Annotated in this window: 21 protein-coding genes and 2 pseudogenes; 18 read left to right on the top strand and 5 right to left on the bottom strand. The window is 44.3% G+C overall.

The window, feature by feature from the left end:
* The 3 genes and pseudogenes from JCM10512_RS19985 to JCM10512_RS19975 form a co-directional block, all read left to right on the top strand.
* The coding region (locus JCM10512_RS19985; RefSeq protein ID WP_044165621.1) for a phosphoethanolamine transferase family protein at nucleotides 1-1,436 on the top strand (1,436 nt) is incomplete at its 5' end.
* Nucleotides 1,437-1,563: 127 nt separating this feature from the next.
* A pseudogene (locus JCM10512_RS19980) lies at nucleotides 1,564-2,498 on the top strand (DnaJ C-terminal domain-containing protein).
* Nucleotides 2,499-2,512: 14 nt separating this feature from the next.
* Nucleotides 2,513-2,827, top strand: a complete 315-nt coding sequence (locus JCM10512_RS19975) for a chaperone modulator CbpM (protein WP_044165620.1) — start codon at nucleotides 2,513-2,515, stop codon at nucleotides 2,825-2,827.
* A gap of 66 nt (nucleotides 2,828-2,893) precedes the next feature.
* Here the strand turns inward: JCM10512_RS19975 and JCM10512_RS19970 are convergent, their stop codons facing one another.
* The 4 genes from JCM10512_RS19970 to JCM10512_RS19955 form a co-directional block, all read right to left on the bottom strand.
* Entirely contained in the window at nucleotides 2,894-3,364 is a 471-nt protein-coding gene (locus JCM10512_RS19970) for a free L-methionine (R)-S-oxide reductase MsrC (protein WP_044165616.1), read from the bottom strand.
* A 72-nt stretch (nucleotides 3,365-3,436) separates the two neighbouring features.
* Nucleotides 3,437-5,143 carry an acyl-CoA dehydrogenase family protein gene (locus JCM10512_RS19965; RefSeq protein ID WP_044165614.1) on the bottom strand — a complete coding sequence of 569 codons (1,707 nt, stop codon included), beginning with the start codon at nucleotides 5,141-5,143 and terminating at the stop codon, nucleotides 3,437-3,439.
* Nucleotides 5,144-5,148: 5 nt separating this feature from the next.
* Nucleotides 5,149-6,168: an electron transfer flavoprotein subunit alpha/FixB family protein gene (locus tag JCM10512_RS19960; protein ID WP_044165613.1), complete on the bottom strand. Its 1,020-nt coding sequence runs from the start codon at nucleotides 6,166-6,168 to the stop codon at nucleotides 5,149-5,151.
* A 2-nt stretch (nucleotides 6,169-6,170) separates the two neighbouring features.
* On the bottom strand, nucleotides 6,171-7,043 hold the full coding sequence (locus tag JCM10512_RS19955; RefSeq protein WP_044165611.1) for an electron transfer flavoprotein subunit beta/FixA family protein: 873 nt from the start codon (nucleotides 7,041-7,043) through the stop codon (nucleotides 6,171-6,173).
* A gap of 593 nt (nucleotides 7,044-7,636) precedes the next feature.
* Here JCM10512_RS19955 and JCM10512_RS19950 point away from each other — a divergent pair.
* Nucleotides 7,637-8,968 (top strand): tyrosine-type recombinase/integrase, encoded by a 1,332-nt coding sequence (locus JCM10512_RS19950; protein WP_044165609.1) that lies wholly within the window; start codon nucleotides 7,637-7,639, stop codon nucleotides 8,966-8,968.
* Nucleotides 8,969-9,302: 334 nt separating this feature from the next.
* Here the strand turns inward: JCM10512_RS19950 and JCM10512_RS19945 are convergent, their stop codons facing one another.
* Nucleotides 9,303-10,187 (bottom strand): helix-turn-helix transcriptional regulator, encoded by an 885-nt coding sequence (locus JCM10512_RS19945; protein ID WP_044165607.1) that lies wholly within the window; start codon nucleotides 10,185-10,187, stop codon nucleotides 9,303-9,305.
* Nucleotides 10,188-10,942: 755 nt separating this feature from the next.
* Between JCM10512_RS19945 and JCM10512_RS19940 the strand changes: the two genes are divergently transcribed.
* From JCM10512_RS19940 to JCM10512_RS19875, 14 genes and pseudogenes are all read left to right on the top strand, one after another.
* Nucleotides 10,943-12,427 (top strand): Mfa1 family fimbria major subunit, encoded by a 1,485-nt coding sequence (locus JCM10512_RS19940; RefSeq protein ID WP_044165606.1) that lies wholly within the window; start codon nucleotides 10,943-10,945, stop codon nucleotides 12,425-12,427.
* 100 nt (nucleotides 12,428-12,527) lie between these two features.
* The gene (locus tag JCM10512_RS19935) at nucleotides 12,528-13,487 is read left to right on the top strand and encodes a FimB/Mfa2 family fimbrial subunit (protein ID WP_081741557.1); all 960 of its coding nucleotides are present in this window, start codon (nucleotides 12,528-12,530) and stop codon (nucleotides 13,485-13,487) included.
* Between the two features lie 42 nt (nucleotides 13,488-13,529).
* Nucleotides 13,530-14,621, top strand: coding sequence for a hypothetical protein (locus JCM10512_RS19930; protein ID WP_158332247.1), 1,092 nt, complete (start codon nucleotides 13,530-13,532; stop codon nucleotides 14,619-14,621).
* Nucleotides 14,622-14,664: 43 nt separating this feature from the next.
* The gene (locus JCM10512_RS19925; RefSeq protein WP_044165602.1) at nucleotides 14,665-15,297 is read left to right on the top strand and encodes a hypothetical protein; all 633 of its coding nucleotides are present in this window, start codon (nucleotides 14,665-14,667) and stop codon (nucleotides 15,295-15,297) included.
* 21 nt (nucleotides 15,298-15,318) lie between these two features.
* On the top strand, nucleotides 15,319-15,687 hold the full coding sequence (locus JCM10512_RS19920) for a hypothetical protein (protein ID WP_044165601.1): 369 nt from the start codon (nucleotides 15,319-15,321) through the stop codon (nucleotides 15,685-15,687).
* Nucleotides 15,605-16,690 (top strand): hypothetical protein, encoded by a 1,086-nt coding sequence (locus tag JCM10512_RS19915; RefSeq protein WP_158332246.1) that lies wholly within the window; start codon nucleotides 15,605-15,607, stop codon nucleotides 16,688-16,690. The genes JCM10512_RS19920 and JCM10512_RS19915 overlap by 83 nt, the downstream gene beginning before the upstream one ends.
* A complete protein-coding gene (locus tag JCM10512_RS19910; RefSeq protein ID WP_148298494.1) occupies nucleotides 16,629-17,309 on the top strand; it encodes a fibrobacter succinogenes major paralogous domain-containing protein in 681 nt (226 codons plus the stop codon). Before JCM10512_RS19915 ends, JCM10512_RS19910 begins: the two co-directional genes overlap by 62 nt.
* A 98-nt stretch (nucleotides 17,310-17,407) precedes the next feature.
* Nucleotides 17,408-17,902, top strand: a complete 495-nt coding sequence (locus JCM10512_RS19905; protein WP_044165596.1) for a hypothetical protein — start codon at nucleotides 17,408-17,410, stop codon at nucleotides 17,900-17,902.
* Nucleotides 17,889-18,251: a four helix bundle protein gene (locus JCM10512_RS19900; protein ID WP_044165595.1), complete on the top strand. Its 363-nt coding sequence runs from the start codon at nucleotides 17,889-17,891 to the stop codon at nucleotides 18,249-18,251. Before JCM10512_RS19905 ends, JCM10512_RS19900 begins: the two co-directional genes overlap by 14 nt.
* 88 nt (nucleotides 18,252-18,339) lie before the next feature.
* Nucleotides 18,340-18,981 (top strand): hypothetical protein, encoded by a 642-nt coding sequence (locus tag JCM10512_RS22630; RefSeq protein ID WP_148298493.1) that lies wholly within the window; start codon nucleotides 18,340-18,342, stop codon nucleotides 18,979-18,981.
* Nucleotides 18,981-20,282: a reverse transcriptase domain-containing protein gene (locus JCM10512_RS19890; RefSeq protein ID WP_148298492.1), complete on the top strand. Its 1,302-nt coding sequence runs from the start codon at nucleotides 18,981-18,983 to the stop codon at nucleotides 20,280-20,282. The genes JCM10512_RS22630 and JCM10512_RS19890 overlap by 1 nt, the downstream gene beginning before the upstream one ends.
* A 291-nt stretch (nucleotides 20,283-20,573) precedes the next feature.
* Nucleotides 20,574-21,152: a DUF3575 domain-containing protein gene (locus tag JCM10512_RS19885; RefSeq protein WP_244437371.1), complete on the top strand. Its 579-nt coding sequence runs from the start codon at nucleotides 20,574-20,576 to the stop codon at nucleotides 21,150-21,152.
* Between the two features lie 10 nt (nucleotides 21,153-21,162).
* Complete coding sequence (locus tag JCM10512_RS19880) at nucleotides 21,163-23,127, top strand: hypothetical protein (RefSeq protein WP_044165591.1); 1,965 nt, start codon at nucleotides 21,163-21,165, stop codon at nucleotides 23,125-23,127.
* A pseudogene (locus tag JCM10512_RS19875) lies at nucleotides 23,106-23,383 on the top strand (hypothetical protein); the annotation flags it as partial. The gene JCM10512_RS19880 and the pseudogene JCM10512_RS19875, both read left to right, overlap by 22 nt.

Below are 23,383 nucleotides of genomic sequence, written 5' to 3'. Positions count from 1 at the left end.
AATCCATTATAGCAGTAGATATGTTCTTGAATTTGGTCACCACCAATTCGAGCGAAGCGATGGAGTTGCTGGATAATCTTATTCCGGCCTTGGTCACAGTGGTGCTACTCTATATTCCGCCTCTCATCTTGGCAACGATCTCCATCATTCGCAAACGCGAACTTTCTGTTCACTTTATTCGCAGAGAACGGAAACGGGCTTTCTTAGGGTTAATCGTTGGCTTTGCCAGCTTGGGAGCCGCTTATCTGTTTGATGGGAAGTACGAGTTGAAGACCGATTTATATCCGGTGAATGTCTGCTACAACGTAGGACTTGCTTTCCAACGCAATGCTCAAACCCAGAATTACGATAAGACCTCGAAAGACTTCACCTTCCATGCCAAGCCTACCCATGCCACCGAAAAGAGAGAAATCTATGTGATGGTGATTGGAGAGACTTCTCGTGCCTTGAATTGGCAATTACTGGGTTACACGCGTGAAACGAACCCGGAATTGAAAGAACAGTCGGGACTGATTACTTATTCGAAAGTGCTGACAGAGTCGAATACTACTCACAAGAGCGTACCGATGCTTATGTCGGGCGTGACTGCTTGTACTTACGACTCGATCTATTATCAGAAAAGCATCCTTACGGCTTTTAAAGAAGCAGGCTTTCAAACCGCTTTCTTTTCCAATCAGCGTTATAATCACTCTTTTATCGACTTCTTTGGCAAGGAGGCCGATACTTTCGAGTTTATCAAAGAAGACTCGTTAAGCACCGACTCTAACCCCTCAGATAGCGAATTGATGAGTTGTGTGACGAAGGAGTTGGCCAAAGGAGCCGATAAATTATTAATTGTACTGCATACTTACGGTTCCCATTTCAATTACCGCGAACGCTATCCCGCTAAAGATGCTTATTTTCAGCCCGACTATCCGGCCGATGCGGAGCCTAAGTTTAAGGATAACCTGGTGAATGCCTACGATAACTCGGTGCGCTATACCGATGCATTTCTGAAACGTCTGATCGTCTTGCTGGAAGAACAGCATACAGATGCCGCCTTGGTTTATACTTCCGATCATGGAGAAGATATTTTTGATGATTCCCGGAATCTGTTTCTTCATGCTTCCCCGGTACCCTCTTACTATCAGCTCCATGTTCCGTTTCTAGTGTGGATGTCCGACAGTTATCGGGGGACCTATCCCACACACTGGGCAACGGCTGTAGCCAACCAGCAAAAGGATGTCTCGTCCAGTAGTTCATTCTTTCCCACAATGCTCAACCTGGCAGGCATAGACTCTCCTTATTGTGAAGACAATTTGTCGGTCGTTGCTCCGTCTTATCAGATGCGGCCCCGAGTCTATCTAAACGATCACAACGAGCCCCGATCATTGGATGATCTGGGTATGAGGAAACCCGATTTCGAGATGCTCGATCAAAAAGGCATCCGGTATTAAACCGTTTGTGCTGGCCAATCGGACAGCTCTTCGGAATATTGATAAATAGTGCTAAAAATAGCATCCAAAAGTGCAATTGGCGTGTTATTTGTCCTAGAAGATATGAATATTCTAAATTGTATTAAATATGGCTTATATCGATTATTATCAGATTCTTGGAGTAGATAAAAAAGCTTCTCAGGATGAAATAAAGAAAGCTTTCCGTAAGTTAGCCCGTAAGTATCATCCGGACTTGAATCCGAATGATCCCGGTTCGAAGGATAAGTTTCAGCAAATCAATGAGGCCAATGAAGTATTGGGCGATCCGGAGAAGCGTAAAAAGTACGATGAATACGGTGAGCATTGGAAGCATGCCGATGAGTTCGAAGCACAGAAAAAGGCACGTGGGCAGGCCGGAGGTTTTGGTGGAGCCGGACAAGGCTTTGGCAATGCCGGTGATACCTATTGGTCTAGTTCGGATGGTGGAGGATTTTCAGGAAGTGGTGCCGATGGATTTTCTGATTTCTTTGAATCGATGTTCGGACATCGGGGCAGGGGACAAGGTTCGGCAGGATTTCGTGGACAAGACTTCAATGCCGAATTGCACCTATCGCTTCGGGATGCCGCTCAGACACATAAGCAAGTGCTGAATGTAAATGGGAAGCAAGTGCGCATAACCATCCCGGCCGGTGTAGCCGATGCGCAAGTTATCAAGTTGAAAGGTTACGGAGCCCCAGGCATGAACGGAGGTCCCGCAGGCGACTTGTATATAACCTTTGTAATTGCAGACGATCCGCTATTCAAACGCTGGGTGATGATTTGTACGTCGATATCGAACTGGATCTTTATACGGCCGTGTTGGGCGGTGACAAACTGGTTGATACGCTCGACGGAAAAGTGAAACTCAAGATTAAACCCGAAACGCAGAACGGTACCAAAGTACGTCTGAAAGGTAAAGGATTTCCGGTTTATAAGAAAGACGGGCAGTTTGGTGACCTGATCGTGACCTATTCCGTAAAGATACCCACGCACCTGACGGAAAAGCAAAAAGAATTGTTCCGCGAATTACAGAGTATAAATTAAACTGAATGAGCATTATGCAGACCGAACTAATAATTGTCAGCGAGTACTGTCACAAATGTCATATCGAGCCTTCATTTATAACCTTGTTAGCAGATGGCGGTTTGATTAATGTGCATATCCAAGAGGGGGAGCACTATTTATTAGTGTCCGAACTTCCCTCTGTAGAACGCTATAGCAGGATGTATTACGACTTGGCTATCAATATGGAAGGTATTGATGCCATTCATCATTTGTTACTCAAGGTGGAAGATATGCAGCGAGAGATCGATACACTTCGCAGGCAGCTTTTACTCTACGGAACCGGCCCCACCGAAGATGTAGACTGGTAAAAGAGTCTACATACTCATTGAGCCGGGGTAGGAGCGTGTTGCGCTGCTTGTTGTCCGATGCGATTACTATTTAATGTATGTGCAGATCTCTTCCAGAAAGCGGGCGTCCGTCTCATCGAAACTATTGAGAGCATCGCTGTCGATGTCCAGTACGCCGATCACCTCTCCCTGTCTCTTGATAGGCACAACGATTTCTGATTTAGAATCCGAGCTGCAAGCTATGTGACCGGGGAATTGTTCAACGTCGGGCACTATGAGCGTCCGCTCCTCTTTCCAAGCCGTACCGCATACACCTTTGCCGAAGCGAATGCGTGTGCAGGCGATCGGACCTTGAAAAGGGCCTAATACCAATTCATCTTCCTCTACCAGATAAAAGCCGACCCAAAAGAAGTTGAATGTCTGCTTCAAAGCGGCGGCAATATTTGCCAGATTCGCTATGCGATTCACTTCAGTATCTACCAGTGCGTGTAGTTGGGGAAGTAACTCCCGGTATTTTTCGGCTTTGTCTCCTTTGCCGATGTGTAAATCTTCTGCCATATGTTTATATATTTAGAAAAGCATCTGCTCTTAATGGAACAGATGCTTTTGCTATTTATAGTTATCGATGAATTATTTTTTGAAGAACGCTAAGTCTTCTTTATCGATATGCTGGATGTAGTTGGTATGTTTCACAACTTCAGCTTCTGCATAACTCAAATATACGCGGGCCGATTTGGAGAATAGCTCCGGTGCTCTGCTGGCATCCTGAATCAGTAAATGAGCCATGATACAGTCGGCAGCCATTTCCATTAAGCGACGTGCGGTGAAGTCAAGGAATTCTTGATCCTGAGTCTCTTTCACTGCATTCGTGCTAGCTTCAAACTTATCAGCCATTTTCTTCAGACGCGACATCAGCGGTTCCATATCCGGTGAGCAAGGAATCTTTTCGAATTCACGAATCGTAGCGATGTACGAACCATTAGTCACGTAACGGATGGCAGCCACTGTTTGCAGCTGAGTCGTTCCTTCATAAATGCTGGTGATACGTGCGTCGCGGTAGATGCGTTGGCAAGCATATTCCATCATGAAGCCCGAACCGCCATGAATCTGGATACAGTCGTAAGCATTCTGATTGGCATATTCGGAGTTCATACCTTTAGCCAATGGAGTGAGGCTGTCTGCCAGTTTCGCATATTGTTTTTGCTCCTGACGCTCTTCCGGGGTCAGTTTGCGTTCGCGGGCTATATCCTCCAATGCTTTATAAATATCTACGTAACGAGCTGTTTGATACAGAAGCGCACGGCCTGCATCCAACTTACCCTTCATGATGGAGAGCATATCGTATACAGCAGGGAATTCGATAATCGCTTTACCAAACTGTTTACGGTCTTTAGCGTAAGCCAAACCTTCATTGTAGGCAGCTTGGCTCAAACCTACAGATTGTGCGGCAATACCTAGGCGGGCGCCGTTCATCAGTGCCATTACATATTTAATCAAACCGAGTTTACGGTCACCGCAAAGTTCAGCTTTCGCGTTCTTGTAAACTAATTCGCAAGTCGGAGAACCGTGAATACCTAGTTTGTTCTCAATACGGCGAACGTCTACACCTCCCTGACGCTTATCATAGATAAACATCGAAAGACCACGTCCGTCTCTCGTACCTTCTTCCGAACGAGCCAGTACCAAGTGGATATCGGCATCTCCGTTCGTGATGAAACGTTTTACACCGTTGAGCAACCAGCAGCCGTCTTTTTCGCTATAAGTAGCTTTCAGCATAACCGCTTGAAGGTCAGATCCGGCATCCGGTTCTGTTAAGTCCATTGACATTGTTTCGCCCTGACAAACGCGGGGAATGAAACGACTGTGTTGATCGGGAGTACCAAACTCATATAAAGTCTCGATACAGTCTTGCAGCGACCAGATGTTACCAAAACCGGCATCGGCAGCGGCAACAATCTCGGCACACATGGTGTACGGAGTAATGGGGAAGTTCAATCCACCGAATTCACGTGGCATAGTCATTCCGTTCAGTCCGGCTTTTACCATCGCATCCAGGTTCTGTTTAGTTCCCGAAGCGTATTCTACACGTCCGTTGGCACAATGAGGACCTTCCTCATCCACACCTTCTGCGTTGGGAGCGATAATCTCTCCGGTTATTTCTCCGGTGATCTCCAATACTTTATTGTATGAGTCTATGGCATCCTCAAAGTCCAGAGGGGCATAGTCAAACTCGTCTTTATCTCTGTAATTGCGCTCTTTGAGTTCACAAATGCGCTTCATGATCGGATTGTTCAAGTGATACTTGAGTTCCGGTATATCGGTATAAAAATTGGCCATTTTCCTTACTTGCTGTTTTGTTTATAATACTTAATCATCTTGGGTACAACCTCTTCGATCGAACCGTTGATTACGTAGTCTGCTATCTTGTTGATCGGAGCTTCCGGGTCATTGTTGATAGAGATAATGATGCCACTCTCCTGCATACCGGCAATGTGCTGAATCTGTCCGGAGATACCGCAAGCGATATAGAGTTTCGGACGTACGGTGATTCCGGTTTGTCCTACCTGACGGTCGTGCTCGGCGAATCCTGCATCGATAGCTGCACGGCTTGCGCCTACTTCTGCGTGGAGTTCTTTGGCTAGATCATAAAGCAAATTGAAGTTCTCTTTAGATCCCACTCCGTAACCTCCGGAGATGATGATCGGTGATCCCTTCAGGTTGTTTTTTGCCTTTTCTACATGGCGTTCGATAACTTTTACCACATAGTCGGTGCTTGCCACAAACTTCTTAACATCGTGACGAATCACTTCACCCTTGTAATCAGGAGCTGAAATGGCTTTTTTCATCACACCCTCCCGAACCGTTGCCATTTGTGGGCGATGTTCCGGGTTTACAATAGTAGCTACAATGTTGCCACCGAATGCGGGACGTATTTGGAATAATAGGTTCTTATATACTTTACCTTCTTTCTTATCTTCGTGATCGCCGATCTCCAAAGAAGTACAGTCCGCGGTCAATCCGCTGGTCAAGGCAGAAGAAACGCGTGGTCCGAGGTCGCGTCCGATAACGGTTGCGCCCATCAAACAGATTTGCGGTTGCTCCTCTTTGAACAGATTCACCAGAATCGAGGTGTGTGGTAGTGACGTATAGGGGTGAAGTCCTTCACTGTCGAAAATATGGAGTTTATCTACTCCGTACGGAAGGATTTGTTTCTCAACATCTTTGAGGCCGGTACCGGCAACTACGGCTTCGAGTTGGCAGTTTAGCTGATTGGCTAACGAACGGCCTTTGGTCAGAAGCTCCAGGCTAACGTCTGCAACGATGCCTTCTTCTATTTCGCAATATACAAATAAATTATTCATGATTATCCGATGGTATGGTTAGCTAACAGTTCAACAATCAAGTCTTCCACGTCACGATCGCTGCCAGTGATGGTTTTGCTCTCTTTGGCTTGGAAAACAATATTCTGGATGGCTTTTACCTTAGTAGGCGAACCGGACAAACCGCATTGAGCGAGATCGCCGTTTACGTCAGCTACACTCCATTCTATCAGATTCAGATAGTCACGTTTATCGTATAGCTCGGTATAATCAAGGTTACCTTGTTGCTTTTCAGTCACAGTCTTGGCGTGTTTGTACTTCTGTACCAGTTTGGCATTGCGTGGGCGGCAGGGAGCAGCACTACTGTTTACGGTAATTACGATAGGCAACGGACCTTCTACTGTTTCAACACCACCATCAATGTGACGTTTCACTGTAATCTTTCCCTTACCAACTTTTAGAATTTCTTCTGCGTACGTAATTTGAGTCATTCCCAGCTTTTCAGCTACCTGAGGTCCTACCTGTGCTGTGTCACCGTCAATAGCTTGACGACCACCGATGATAATGTCACATTCTCCCATTTTACGAATGGCGGTAGCCAACGCATACGAAGTAGCCAATGTATCGGCACCGGCAAAAGCGCGGTCGGTTAGCAAATAACCGTTATCAGCACCACGGAAAAGTCCTTCACGAATAATATCAGCGGCACGGCCCGGCCCCATTGTTAAAATAGTAATGGTGGAACCCGGATGCGCATCTTTCAATCGAAGAGCCTGCTCAAGCGCATTTAAGTCTTCGGGGTTGAAGATGGCGGGTAGTGCCGCACGGTTAATAGTTCCGTCGGCTTTCATGGCATCTTTCCCAACGTTTCGAGTGTCGGGTACTTGTTTTGCCAATACAACAATTTTCAAACTCATGTTATTAATTTTAGTATTAGTATTTCTACAATTAGCAGCCAGTAGTCAGGTAGTAATTATCTGCTATCTAACTATCCGGTTAACTATCAGCGTGCAAAATTACTCAAACACTTGATTCTGACAAGAAAACTCAGTGGAAAATGCACACGATTAAGGTTTTTGAGCGAAAAAGGAGATAAATTATAGATTTGGTTGGGTCGTGATTCCCTCGAATTTCAGTCAGTTGAACGTATGATGCTGAATATCCGTTTTCATCGCCATGAAAACAACTCGACACAAACTAGGGTCCTAAAACGGACTGTGAGCAATTACGATATAACTTTCTATTTGCTGGTTTCCGACTAACTCTATTTACACTTCTATTCGCTTCTTTTGTTGACAATTATTTTTCTTTTCTCTATTTTTTGATATTCTTTACTCAATTCGATCGTTTAAATAAGCTGTTCATCTGAATCCTGTAATAGAGAAATACTCGCAGGGTATTAGGTGATTTCTTAAACTATGTCAAATCACCTAATCTGTTGTCCTTCAATTATACTAATTTGATTTCATTGGATTACTTTTGTCTCTTTATTAACTTTAAATATTTTACTATGACTTCAGTCAAACTGGTACTTCGTCCTTCCGGCAAAGAAGGATACAATGAGGGGAGTTTAACGCTGCGCCTCATTCATAAACGTCGTGTCAAAAGTATAACGCTAAAAGGCTGTCGAGTTTATCCCCGCGAGTGGGACAGCGAACTGCAAAAGCTTGTTTATCCCGAAGAGGATACTTTACGAACAACTTATCTTGAGAAAGTGCAGCAAACGCTTATCGAGGAAATCCGACTATTGGAGGGTCATTTACTTAGTCTCCACGAGTGTGGGCTTTATTCCGTGGAGGATGTTGTCAGTCTTTATCGACTTCGTCAAGACGAGAATAAGCTTTCCGGTTTTGTTAAAACCCTTTCTTGTGAGTTGGAATATCGCGGTCAGTTCCGTACGGCAAGGGCTTACCGGACTGTCACCCGTAGGTTGATCCATTTCAATAAAGATGAAGACATTCCTTTATCTCAGATCAACTCTCGCCTGATCAAGGGGTTCGTGAGTCATCTGCGAGATCATGGTATGCTTCCCAACACGATCTCTTATTATATACGCAACCTACGTTCTATTTATAACAAGGCTCTTACTTCCAAACAAATCAGTCTCCCTTGCAGTGGTACACCTTTTGCTGAGGTTTATACCGGTACTACTAAAACGATGAAACGTTCCCTTTCGCAGGCAGAAGTTAAAAGACTATGTGACTTGAATATTGCGTCTTTTTTTGCTGAAAACAGGTCTTATGCTACCAACTGCCATCAGGCAGAGCGGTTGTATGTCTCGTATCGCTATTTTCTGTTTTGTTTTTTTGCTCGTGGTATGTGCTTTGTCGACCTTGCTTATTTAAAGAAAGATAATCTGAAACATGGTGTTATTAGCTATGTTCGCCGGAAGACCGGACGGCTGATGGAAATTCGGATTACCCCCGAGATGCAAACAATTCTCGAGAGTTTCTCCTTGCAGGTCCTCGACTCTCCCTATCTCTTTCCCATTATTAAACCCGTAAAGGGAGATGCCGATGCCCGGCAGTCAGCTCGTTTGCAGTATGAGAGTGCCCTGCGTATGCAGAACCTTCTTTTAAAGGAACTGGCTTTACTTGCTGAGATTGATAAACCGCTCAGTACCCACTGGGCGCGCCATACTTGGGCTACGATCGGTAAGAAAGAACAGGTCCCATTGCAGGTTTTAAGCGAATGTCTGGGGCATAGTTCGGAGCGAACCACGCTTATTTATCTAGGGCTTTTGGATAATTCGGTTTTGGATGAGGCTAACCGGACAATTGCGTCTGCGGTTCAAAGCTATCCGGTATGCTTGGCGCCAAGCCTGGCACCTTTTACTATATAGGATTACAAATAACATTTATAGCGTAGCGTCTCTATCCCTATTTTTACTTGATAAATCTCTGTCTGCCGACTGGCAACGGACAGCCTTCTTCGTGTCTCTATTTCTGCTTTTAGGGACTGCGTGGCTTATGGTTTGGAAATTGGAGTGATGAAAGAAGATAAAAAAAGATATTGTTCTAATTTAATTTTTTATCTTTGTGGAAATATGTAACTGCACAGGCATAATATTTCTGACACTTGTAGAGTGTCAGAAAATGCAATGAACTTCATTTAAATTCTGCGGCAAAATTACGGAATAATAATTGAATTCCACTTACCAAAAATAGGCTATTACTTTACAATATTCTAATATTTACATACTTATCTAACCTTACTTGCGTGGGAGTTTTGTTAAATTCCTTTCTACAGAAGCGTGTGAAGGATGATTCTGATACAAATCCGTTCTCCATGGCTATTTGCTTAAATTGTTTTTCGGTTGATATGATTTCGACATGGACAATGCGTGCTCTCTCTTGTAGCATCCATTGATAAGGTGTTTGTCCGAAAACTGCTGTAAACCGTGCAGTGAATTTTTTGGTTGTCAGGTTCAAGAATACGGCCAGTTCACGTGCGGTTTGGAACTTGTTCCAGTGTTGTCTAACCTGTTCCGAGAATACGATGTCATTACTCAATATAAGATATAGAAACTTATATATATTCTCCTTAGTATAATAGCTTTTGAGCAGTAGGAGAAACTCTTTTACCTTGATTTCAAGCCAGTAGTGGCATGTTACTCCATCTTTTATCGATTCATTTATTGTATTAAGTAGTTGCCAAATTTGGGGGACTATATCCAACTCTCCGAAGTTACTATTCTCAGGCTTATACTCCTTTTCTAGTTTTTTATTTACGTGCATGTATAGGTCTTCCAAAGAGAAGTTATTGCATAAATTAATTGGTGCTTGAACCCTGAATAGAATGACTGTGGAACCTTCCAAAGCACTGTATGAATACCTGTTTCCGGCAAGCAGGAAAAGCATTTTTCCCTTTGCGACCTGATGTTCTGGGTTTTCCTTTGAGAAGAGTCTTACTTTACCTTCAATTATAAATATAATTTTATGGTATGTTAGATCGGTAACCTTTGAAATCCCTTTTACCATTTTCACAACTTCAATTACCGGTTTCTCCGTTTTACGACAATTGGTGCATAGTGAATGTGTAGTTTTCTTTGATTTTCTCATATATCCCTTATTATTAGTTTGTTAAATCAATGTTTCACAAATGTTTCACAAATTGAATTCCCTGATTTCAACTTATTTAACCTTAACTTGCTAGTTGCCAGACTTCTTAGTCCCCTTTTTTACTCTATTTCTCGAAGAATGTTTTACAAATGTTTCACAAGTCATTTTCTCGAGTGAAATTCTCTCTTCTAAGTCTCTGTATAACAACCTTATACATTTTCTTCAAAAACCCCTCTGACACTCTACAAGTGTCAGTAGTAATAAACCATTAGTTTAGTGGCACTTAAGTGTGTACTTAACGACTTAACTATTGTTTCTTAAAAGGGATGTTGAATAAAAGGGTAGAGTAATTGTGGGCTGGTATTTCATCGTGTATCATTCTTTATACAAGGGATGTTCCGGACTTTGTGCCGCGTATTTCTTGCCTTCCATACTGCCTAAAACTAGATTGAATGAATAGACTATTGGCAATTTTTTTTCTATGTACTACTCGCTTCGCTGGTATACTTCTATGCTCGGGCAATAAAATCGTCTATTGCCTGTCGAGTAACCTTTTTGTCGGGCTATCCGACAATGGAACCGTTTGTCGGTTACAATATCCGGGTTTTCTCAAACAATCAAAACATCAAATATATGCAGGTTCACTCGGGGGGCTTACCGCCGGGCGATAGATCCATTTAAGCGCTAGAATTAAAACAGGAAAAGCAATATAGCGATTCAATTATTAACTCAATTTTAAATTAAAAAAGACAAGTATGAAAGCTAATTTTAAGTATGCAATGCTACTAGCTGCTGCCCTTACAATGGGTTTGAGCAGTTGTTCGAATGATGACTCTACCACGGGTGGTGGCTTGGGTGATGGTATGCGCGGAGAGCCTACCACGATGAATATTATCGCTAAACAAGCGGGTGCGATTGGTACCTATGCGTTTACTCCGACTCCTACAGGTGATGAAGCGATTATTAAAACAGCTGACACCTATATTTTTGACGGAGCAGGTGTTTTGGAAGTTGTGCAGAATATGACTGTTGCTGGTGGACAGGCTACCGCTTCCGGTGTTACAATCACTACAGGTCCTAAAACCTTTTTCATTGTAGCCAATGCTCCGACGGCACTTGCGACCCAATTGAGCGGTGCGCCAGTAACTCCTGGCGATCCTGCTGCATTGAATAAAGCTGCTTTTGAAAAGTTGTTGGCTAACGGTGCGACATCTGTTACTAGTATGAGTACAATTGCTGTTCCTACAGCTGGGGTAGGTACCGGTTACTTTATGACTGCTCCTGAAGGAGGTAAACAACAAACACTGAATCCGGGTGCTTCCAACTCAGTATCGATGAAGATCGGTCGTGCTTTCTCGAAAGCCAACCTGGAGTTCCCTGCTGCTTCTGTTGTTTATGAAGCAAGCTTAGGTGGTACATTAACCAATGTTAGCTACCTTGTTCGTAACATTAAAGACAATACGTTCAATCAGGCGGTTTACAACGGCCTTCAATTGGAGTCTTACAACTATAACAAGTGGGCTGCCGGACCTACACCCCCGTTGGCTACTTCGGACTTCTTTATTGAAGGAGGAACCTTGAGTGCTACTACAGGTTTCCCCGGTGCTTCTCAACACTTCCTTACTTCTACAGACGCTGACGGTACTAAGGCTTTATATGCGATGGAGAATGCTAATAGTGAGCCTTTGTATGGTACTGCTACTTTTACGCAGATTGGTGGAGTGTGGGTACTTGATGCAACAACAGACGTACATGGAGATGATAATGCCGTTCTGGGACAAGGTCCTAGTCACTTGCCTTCCAACGGTGATTTCTACCGCATCGTAGAGTTTGATGATGCTCCTGTGTCAGCTACCAAAGTACTACGTGAAATCAGTAATAAATACTATGCTGCGTCTCCTATTCAGACTACAATAGATGCTGAGATATTAGCTTTTGATGCGGCTAATGCTGCTAATCCTGCTGTATCAGCTAATGTAGGTATCCTGAAGTACGAGGGTGGTAAGGTATACTACTCAGTATATCTGACTAATCCTGCTGCGGTAAGTGCACCTGTTAGTGAAACATTCATGGTTGAACGTAATAAGTACTACTATGTTACGGTTAAATCAATCAACCGTTTAGGTTCCAACACCGCTGAGATCACTAATCCGGGTGAGGAAATTACAACATCAGTTGACTTGAGCGCTAACATTGAAGTGGGCGACTGGGCCGATGCAAGCAGCAATGCTGACTTATAATCAATTCGATTAAAAAGTCTTTTAATTAATAAAACGAGGAGGAGGAATGGGGAGTTTCCTCCTCGTTTATCTATCACTATAAACCAGTAACCAAGTACGCATGAAGTATTTTCATCTTTTATTAAATCGGTTATGCGCCTGTCTTTCAATCATCCTCTGCCTGCCTTTTTGTAGCGGGTGTATCGGTGATGACCTGGATAGCTGTGATTATGGCCCCTATCCGGTTAGTATCAGTTTTACGCACACGCTGAATGAATCCTCCCGTGATTTGTTTACTCGTGAGGTACATCATTTGGATGTATACCTTTATGATAGGCGGGGGAACTTTTATAAAGAACTGAACATCTGTTGCGACACATTACGCTCGGGCAACTGTTTGGATATGGTTTTACCTCAAGGCAGTTATACAGCCGTTGTTTGGGGCAATGCCAATACCTCCGACTACCAGTGCAAAGATTACACTTCCCACTACGAAAATATGCGTTTGGATTTTGTTGCTGGTGCAAGCTCGGGTATGGAGCTTACTTCCGATTCCTTGTTTCACGGTATGTACCCTCTGCGTGTGGGTAATTCTTATGCCAGCCATCACTATTTGGATCTGATGAAGAATACGCATGATATCCGTGTGTTGCTCAAAGTGATTAATGCACCTTCTGCTGTGGGAGTGCATGATTTCACCGTAGAAGTTAAGGGCGGCAACGGTTCCCACCGACACGATAATTCAGCATGCGACGTACACATGAAGTCCGTCCCTCGCTATGGGCTTGTCGGCTCTGACAGTATTATGAGTCAGGTTCGTACGCTTCGTCTCCAACAAGGTGATGATATGCGTATTGCTATCAAAGATAAGGCCGTTCCTTCCCAACTATTTGAGGATCGTTCCTTGACCGACGATTTGTTGACAGACCCCCGTATAATCATCCCTGAAGACTTGGATCGTATTCACCGCTATCAGTTGACCTATGAATTGGTCTATGACAATCAGGGCGATCACATCGATTTGCTGCTGGTTAATGTGGGCGACTGGGACGAAGCTTTAATAAATGCTCCTCTTTGGTGATTCAGAGCAATGACTATCTCAAGAACAGACAAAATAACAAATATGAGAACTAACAATAACAGACCGAAAACAAATCGCATGAGGTACAGCTATTACCTGCTGTTCCTTCTTGCCGTATGGCTGCTGCCGTCTTCCTGTTCAAATGAGGAAGAAGTAACTTCGGAACTTACTGTTCTGACTCTGGGTGTTACCTCAGATCCGCTTTCTTCCCTGACTTACGGCATTCCCGGCACAGGTGATGAAAACACCGTTGAGCGGATGCGCATCCTTATCTTCAATAGCCGTACACTTTCACTTGAATCAAACAATTACTACGGCGCTTCCTCTTCAAATCCGATGCCGTCTTTGCCCGCCAGTTTGAGTTATACACTCCATACGGGTCCTAAGCGCATCATTGTGTTAGGCAATGAGCCTGCAACACTTAGTCCAACTTTAGACGGGCTGAGCACCTTTTCCGACCTTCAATCCTTAACTATGAGTGATGAAATGACTATTAATACACTTCCTTTGCGCCTTCCTTTCTCCACGGCCAAAGAACTGAATGTGAGTCCCTCGGCTTTGCCGAGTCGAACAGGCATCGTACTTGAACGTAGTGTTGGAAAGATACAGGTACAGATCGCTAAAGATGATGCTAATCTTAAAATAGTAGACCTACAGGGTATCCAACTGATAAATGTACCCTCGTCAAGTAGCTTGATTGACGGCTATCCGCAATCAAGTCCAATACTAACTAATCTTACTCAACAAGCTTTGTCAATTCCCAATTTGGGATTATTGCACCAATCATTGACTATAAATACCCCCTATATATATGAGAATTTTCCTGTCTCAGCGGCTACACAAACCATTCTTCGGATATGGCTTACTGAAAATGGTACAGCTAAATCAGCCGATGTTCCGCTGGTTTGCGGCACCGATCCTTTGGGCCAATATGTGTACGGTGTTCGCCGTAACACGGTCTCGAATATGCGTTTGACAGTTTTGGGTGAACACCTGAAAGTCGAATACACACTTTCTCCCTGGAATGAAGAGAGTCCTTGGGATAAGGAACCGGGTACAGACGACTCGAATATTCTCTTTGCCCCTTGGGAAGAAAATCCTAACGACTATGACTGGGAACTTCCTCATTCATAACAACTCAACTAATTAACAGATATTTAAAATAATAATATACCTTATGAAGACAATTAACAGATTATCCCTTCTTCTTGCCTCCTTCTTTTTGGTGTGCCTGAGTGCCTGTCACGATGAGGGTGATTATGCCGGAGAGATACAAGATGGTAAGCTTGCTTTAAGTTACCAGGTTGATGGCGGTATGCATATCCGCACGTATGCGGTAACCGCTGAAGCGCATGAGTGTCGTGTCGATGATGTTTATACGCTTTTTTTCCGTGCTTCTTCTCATCCTACCAATCCCAATGTTTACGTTGGTTATACGCGTACGAGTGTTTCGGCTTCTACCTCTACGGGTAACGCCCGGGTTACACTACCTGCGGGCGAAGATGTTGACGACGAGTGGCAGCTTATCTTTCTTGGCAATTTCAAATCCTCTGCTTTCTTGGATGGTGAGCCGAGTGTGGATGATTTGCTTACTAACAAAGTGGCTTCTAAGACTTATAGTGATGCCCGTGAATATCTAATGGGCTTCTTCGAAAAGAAGATCGGTATGGGTTCACCGTTTGCTATGTCCGCTTCTCTGACCAAACCTGCTTCTACCAATGTGGCCAACATCACCTTTAAGCGTCGGGTGGCTCGTATTGATGTTAGTAACTCGGCGTCCAACTTCATATTCGAGACTGTTCAGGTTTAGAATGCCCGTATCCGTGGCTATATGTTCGATGAAGGTGGCTCCTATGTTTCAAGTGCAACTGGGGATAATTTCCGCAATTACGACGAGCAGGTAGTTAATGCAGCCGCGGGTGTGGTTCAGGCTAAGCTTTATGCTTTTCCGAACGTCTCTCTTACCCCTGCCATGCGTGACGAGGAAACGACCTGCCTGATTATCGGTGGTAAGTATAACGGTAGTTCTACTACTACTTATTACCGGGTAAATGTTTGTCCGGCAGCGGGGCAGCAGTCTTTGAAAGCTAATGGCGCATATACTGTTAATATTACCAATGTTACCGCTGCTGGTGAAACCGATCCGGGTGACGCTTACGATCATACCCAACTTCGTATGGATTATACGCTCAACGAGTGATGATTCTTTCTTGGGTACTTATGTATTCGATAAAGATGGCAACGGATTGGCTGTTTCGCAACGTGAAGTGGTATTTTCCGAAAAGGGGAACCAAACCGTTCAATTGGAAGTTTTTACGATCCGAAGCTCTACGGCGCCTATTTCAGGAAATTGGACCGTGGGCACTCCCCAAGGTGCTGACGCTGCTTCCTTCTCTTCGCAGAAAGTATCGGGCAATAGATATTTAAGAGTAACCGCTTTGAATAAAAATGAAACGGCTACTGACCGTGCAGCTGTGGTTACTGTGAGTTGGGGAAGTATCAATTTGAATATTAACCTTACTCAGCTAAATCCTACTTCATATATGGGTGGCATTAAGCTCCAACCCAGTGATCTTTGGTTCATGATGGCTGGTGGCACCAAAGAGATTTGCGTGAATCTGCAAGGTAACTTCTCGGGTATCACCCGCGCTGATATTACAACTTCAGTTCTGTATCCGGGTAGTGATACCGGCTGGCTTACTTTGGGTCCGGGCACAACTCCCGATAACCTTGCTGCTGGCTTATTATATTATAATGTAAGGGCTTCTAACAACGCTTCTGCTTTGAGCCGACTGGCTGATATCAAGTTTGTGGTAGCACAAGGTGTCTTAATCGCTACGGCTCAAGCTTCTGTTACCCAGAGTACTACAGCTCCGACAGATCCACTTGTGCGTCAGTTGACGATGCGTTTATTGGAGAAAACAGGTTCTACTTATACTGATAAAGGCTTGGTTTCCGAAAATTTCCAGTTATTTAAAGGCTTGCCTACCGGTCAAAGTACTGCTAAGGACCTGCATTTTTCTATAATTTCGTGCGATTACTTGAAGTATAAAATGATTATTCATTCTTCGCAGGCGTGGAAGATTGTACCTACTGGCTATGCGGCTACCGGCTTAACATTCAGTCAGATGAATGATCCGGGTGACAAAAACAATAAGAAAGAGGTTTATATTTCTGCTACTTCCGATCTACTCACGGGGTGATGGTGCTTTTTATTTGGAATACGAGGATGGTGTTCAGGTTGAGTTCTCCGTACATCAGCAGGGGGTCTTTGGTACATTAGTAGCACATTCCGGAGGTGCTGACGGTAGTATTTATTATTATGGAACTTTCTTGATGAATAATAAATTGTGGCTCGACCGCAATATTGGGGCAATTGTCGGACAGGATGGAATTAAGGGCTATTTTTCAAATCAACCTAATACGGGTATAACTAGTGTTACTGATGCGAAAGGGGTTTATTTGACTCGAGCACAAGCTAATACAGCGTGTCCTCCGGGCTTCCGCCTGCCTAAACGAACAGCTGGAAGTGGTGAATGGGATTGGGTCTATAATGAGATGAAATGGTCTACAGCTACGGGCAATGCTGCATCCGGAGGTGTCAGTTACAAAAATGTATGGTATGTTACTTATTCTGAGAATCCGCTTAAAAGATGGTTTTTGCCCGTTTGCGGTCATAGTAGTGCTACGACGCTCACGAGCGGCGACTATTGGTCTCAGGAGGTTGGATATCTCTACTTCTACTCCAATAATGGCGGCAAGAGCCTGAACACTAGTGATACCTCGTTCGGTTTGTCGGTTCGTTGCGTGCGCGGCAGTTAGTTCGATTCATTTGATTAATTCCCCTAGGCTTTGCAGCCCTAGGGTTTCAATACCACCGAAGGTGGTCGATTTTGAAAATATTTTGATACAGCGTATATATGGAATTACGAGAAAAATTGAAGATCACCGCTTCCGATGCACACCATATTCATCTATTTAAAGAAGGAACTTTTTGGAAGGCTTATGAAGGCTCGGCTTATTTATTTATAAAGTTTGTCCGTGCTTATAAGCCTATAAAGAAGACGGTGAAATGTGTGAAAAGTTCTGTCGTATCCATGGGCTTTCCGGGACATGTTTTGGATAGTATCCTGGAGGACGTGCATCTCATATCACAAACAGATGATTATTGCGTAGTTAGTTGTACGGAAGATACTTACTCGGAAAATGATTTTCTGTTGTGGAAAGACACCATTGAAGAACAACCTCTTATGGTTGGAAAGCAAATTCAGAAGAGCGCTCCGGTTGTGGAAGAAAAAACGTCCCATGCCGAATTGATTGAGCGGATACGTAACTTTCGAATCGAAAGTAATACACCTCTTGGTTGTATGTTGTTTCTAATGGAAATTCAAAAAGATTTAAATGGCACAGTATGATAACTTACCGGTTTATAAGGCGGTGTATGATTTGCTGCTGGCATTGTTTCGCAGTAGTCATAACTTGCAGAGAGAATATCGCTACACGATTGGTGAAAAGCTAAAGGAAGAACTCACCGAATTGGTTATCTTAATTTATAGGGCTAATTCGACTCGTGAAAAAGGTCCTTTAATTCATGAAGCGCGCGAACGTATCGAACTTGCTAAGTTGGGTTTGCGCTTGTTGTATGATCTTCGGCAGTTATCAATGAAGCAATACGTCCGGTATGCAGAGATGACTGAAAATATTTCGCGGCAATTGGCTGCATGGGAGAAGTATATAAATGGGAAAAAGAACTCAGAGGAATAGGTCAGCGTTCCGGAGGCTATGGTCGCCCGGAAGAGTACTCTGTCGGCCAGGTAACCCGCCTGTTTTTTACAGGCAATCATATGGTTCCATGCATTGCAAGTATGTATATACTTCTCTGTTGGAATCAGAGTCCAGTGGTTACTCTTTTTTGCCCGTTTGCGGTCATAGTAGTGCTACGACGAACACGAACGGCAACTATTGGTCTCAGGAGGTTGGATATCTCAACTTCAACTCCAATAATGGCAACAAGAACCTGAACACTAGTGATAACTCGAACGGTTTGTCGGTTCGTTGCGTGCAGGGCAGTGGCCGACATCCTCTGCGTTTTGAATATGTTAATAATAAGGCTTTAATAAATAGAACTCAGAGGAGTATGTCAGCGTTCCGGAGGCTACGGTCGCCCGGAAGAGTACTCTGTCGGCCAGGTAACCCGCCTGTTGATAGCAGGCAATTATATGTTTCCATGCATTGCAAGTACGTATATACTTCTCTGCTGGAATCAGAGTTCAGCGGTTACTCTTTTTTGCCCGTTTGCGGTTACAGTACCAACCCGGCGAACCAGAACGGCAACTATTGGTCTCAGGAGGTTGGGTATCTCTACTTCAACTCCGGTAGTGTCAACAAGAACCTGAACACTGGTGATCCCACGTACGGTATGTCGGTTCGTTGCGTGCAGGGCAGTGGCCGACATCCTCTGCGTCTAGAGTTAAAATTAAAATACAGGTACTGATGGCTGGTAAAGTTGAATGTGAAAAGTTAGACGAAGTTGGATGTGATCCATTGTTAATGGATTTGTTCACGGCATATTACGATGCACGTAAGAATAAACGTAATACGCAGAATCAACTCCGGTTTGAAATAAATCTGGAGCAAAATATATTCACTCTTTACAGAGCGATTAAGGATCGAACTTATAAGCCTCAGGATAGCATTGCTTTTGTAGTTTATAAACCGGTTACTCGAGAAGTATTTGCTGCTGCTTTTGCGGATCGTGTAATTCATCATTTATTCTATAATTATGTGAATCCTATTTTTGAACGGACTTTTATTTATGATTCTTATTCTTGTCGGAAGGGAAAGGGCACATCGTTTGGAATTAAGCGGTTGGAATACTCCATCCGAAGTTGTTCGGCAAATTATACGCGCGACTGTTATGTGATGAAACTTGATATTCGAGGTTTCTTTATGAATATTAACCGGAACATTCTCTTCCAAAAAGTAAAAGATACTTTGTTGCGCTACTCATCTCGCAGAGGCGCTGATGGAACTCTTTGGAAAGAAAAGCTTGATTATGACTTGATACTTTACTTGGCTAGGGTCATCATATTTGACGATCCGACAACTCATTATATAATGAAGGGGAAGGTATCGGATTGGGATAAAATACCTCATGGGAAAAGCTTGTTTGATATGCCTGAGGAGTGTGGTTTGCCTATCGGGAACCTGACGAGTCAATTGTTTAGTAATATTTACTTAAATGACTTTGACCATTTTGTGAAACGTCAATTAAAAGCTCGCTATTATGGACGCTATGTGGATGATTTCTATCTGGTGGACCAATGTAAAGAGGTCTTGACCAATTACCGAAAGGTCATAACTACTTATTTGAAAGATAAGTTGGGTTTAGAAGTACACCCTCTGAAGATATACCTTCAGAAGTATGATAAAGGAGTATTGTTTGTAGGCGGCTTTGTGAAGCCGTACCGTACCTACGTGAATAATAGGGTTAAATCTAATTTCTCGCAGAGAATATATGCATTGAAGAAAGAGAATATTACAGCCGGAAAGTTGGAAATGACCGTTAATTCTTATTTGGGTTCTATGCGCGCATTTCGTTCGTTCAATATCCGACGAAAGATAATGAAGCACAATACTTGGTTGTTCCGGTATGGAGCTGTACAAAACTGTTGTTCGGTATTCCATTTGGATGAAAATATAGGATATAATCAGGTTCTCGGAGAGTTTGAAAATTTGTCTGCTTCACCTCTGAATAGCCTTGAGAGTGATTTAAATATAAGGTCTTACCCATAAGGTAATAATGGTATGGACTTCTTACGATTTAAGCCCTTTCGAGGGTTTTAACCAACCGCGTGTCGTGAGACACTGGTGTTTAGTTTTATAAATTTTGTTTTTGACCGCGTGGGTTGTGAAATTCGCGCGGTTTAGTATGTCTTTTATGAATGTCTTTTTGTGGACTGACCAAATATATATATTCCTAAAGGCAGTATGTGCATCATTAAAAAAACATGCTGTTGCGGATTAACTTCGGACCAATGGTTCGATATAATAATTGATTAATAGATAAATTGTAAATATAAACAGATGAAAATGAAGAAACGTTCGTCGTGCAACTGCTCGCTTCAAATACTTCTGGCAGCTTTATTCATGCTGTCGGTATGTGGCAAAGTGCACGGGCAGTTTTACTCGGTCAGTACTGATGCCTTGGGTCTTGGTACCGGTACGTTTAATGTCGAGGGCTCTATGGCCATCAATTCCCACTGGACAATCCATCTGCCTGTCCGGTATAACCCTTGGACTTTCTCGGGCAACAAGAAGATGAAACAACTCTCGGTTCTCCCGGGAGTACGTTATTGGCTGCGTGAAAGTTATGCGGGTGGCTGGTTTTTCGGCTCGAACGCAATTTTGAGCCGATACAATTTCGGCGGCCTGCTTGGTAGCAGTTATCGTTATGACGGTGAGGGCTACGGCTTGGGATTGTCCGCTGGCTACAGCATTCCGCTCCAAAAGCACTGGAATCTGGAGTTTGAGTTGGGCGGTGGGCTTGTGTGGAGCCGCCGTGATAAATACCCCTGCGTGCGCTGTGGTCAGAAGATCAAGGAAGAAAAAGGTGTCTGGTTAGCTCCCGACAAGGCATCGGTAAGTATCGTATATTTATTTTGAAAGACAACCTATGATGAAACTAATTATATCCGACATCAGTCGGAAACTGCGATCCGCATTGCATAAGCTGCAATTCAACGCATATAAACTACAAAACGGCAGACACGAACGGTTCGAGGTGTGCAAACAATCCTCTCACCCTGCCAACCGCCGGTGGTTTGGCAAATCTGCCATGCATCTATCTTACCTGCTTCCGCTTCTTTTGTTGGGCGGACTGATCTATTCGTGTAGCTCCGGTGAAACGATGACCCGCCGACTGTTCATGCAGTCGCGCCGTGTACACCTATCTCTTCCCGCTGAACTAACAGATTCGAGTGGGCGGGCCATCGTGCGTGAGTCTGTAACCTATCAAGATGCCGACAATCGCTCGCAGGTTCTATTCCGTAAAGACTCGACCCGCAAGGCTAAAACGAGTTTGAGTGAAGTACAAAACCTGGATGAGGTAGTGGTGGTAGCTCGTGTTAAACAGAAGTTCGCCCCCGAACGGGATGGCAAGATCGCTGTTGACTTCCAGATCCGCGTTCCCAAAGAACTCCTATCGGCCGACTGGCGCATACGCCTTGCTCCCGAGATTCTGCATAACGACTCGATTGTTCCGCTGGAAGGCTTATCGCTGCAAGGTGAAAACTTCCGTGCCAAACAACTGGCGGACTATCAGGTGTTTGCCAATTATGAGGAATCGATCATTCCCGAATCCGCCTACGACAGTCTGTTCCTAAATCTTAAAGGTATTCGCAAAGATATGCGTAGGCGTCAGCTCTATTACTGGGACTTGTATAACCGGGAATTCAAACGGGTGAATAGATACCTGACTTGGAAAGAGCGAATGGAAGAACGCTTCGGACACTTCAACCAGCAGAAAGACGGCTATCGACTAAACCTTTACCATAGCTATATGCGTCGCAAGAATGACGCTTCCATCCGTCTGCTGACTGTGGGAGTAGATACGACAGGCATCGGCCATAAATATGAAAACAAATTCCGCAAGCGTTCCGGCTTTTGGCCGCAGTATCACCTGCACCGGGAGCTGACGGAAAAGAACGTTCCGGCTAAGTATAAGTACTTCTTCCGCAACGAACCGAACTTGGAAAACCTGACTAACTATACCACTACCGAAAAAGACTCGATCGCCATTGCCCGCCATCGCTATTTCTTCGAGGAGATCGCCGGCAATGAGAGCCGTGAAAAACAACGCGATGCGATGGAGAAGAAGCTGATTCCTTTCCCTTTCGAGAGTGGGTTACGCTTGGATAGCCTGGTTGATGGAGGAAGTGACTTTGTGTATCATTACCACCAGACTTATCCGGTAACTCCGGGACTGGACCGGATTGGGGTAACGCTAGGTGGCAAGGTGTCGGCTACCGACCGAAGTGTGTATACATTGGCGGCATCGGACACGCTTTACTACCTGATCTCTTCGCTGGTTCAATTGGCGGACACTTCGCTGATTGTCAGAGGTACGAAGCTGTATCGCAATATGTATGACCGTATGACGATCTACCCACAGTTTGAACCGAATCAAAGCCGTTTCAGTATTGGTTATAAAGACAATCGATACCAGATCGATACGTTGATGAGTCGCTTCCGTAGCCTGAAAGCTGGTATGGATTTGCAGATGGATAGTTTGGAGATCCGCTCGTGGGCTTCGCTAGACGGTTCCTACGATTCAAATCATGAACTTTCCCGTGAACGCGCCGAAGCATTGGGCGGGTATCTACACGCAACTTATCCTGCTGATATGGCTTCGTGTGTAGTTCGTTCGATTCCCCGGGGCGAAGACTGGCAGGGATTGGCAGACCGGATAGGTAAGAGACAGGATCTTGCCAACCGGGATTCGATTCTGGCTATGATCTCCCGGACTGTTTTCCCCGATCAAACGGAACAGGATATCCGGACGCAGTACCGCAAGGATTACCGGATTATCGTGATTCGATTTATCCGGAGTTGCGTCGGATGGATGTTGTTTTCCACCTGAGCCGTCCGGGTATGAATGCGGTGGACTCGATGCAGTATGTGGTCAAAGACGGTTATGAGGAAGGCCTTCGATTGTTGATGAAGCGTGAGTATCTGGAAGCTTTCCGGGTTCTGAGTGATTACCCGGATTACAACACGGCTCTCTGTCTGGCCTGTATGGGTTACAACGGGCGGGCGTATGACCTCCTGTTAAAGTTACCTCGCACGGGTGACAGTGAATATCTGCTTGCCATCCTTTGTCACCGACTCGAACGGGA

Origin of the sequence: Bacteroides reticulotermitis JCM 10512 (assembly GCF_000517545.1) — a bacterium.
GTDB lineage: Bacteria > Bacteroidota > Bacteroidia > Bacteroidales > Bacteroidaceae > Bacteroides > Bacteroides reticulotermitis.
Note: the sequence above shows the minus strand (reverse complement) of the source record. Positions and strands in the feature narration are given on the sequence as shown.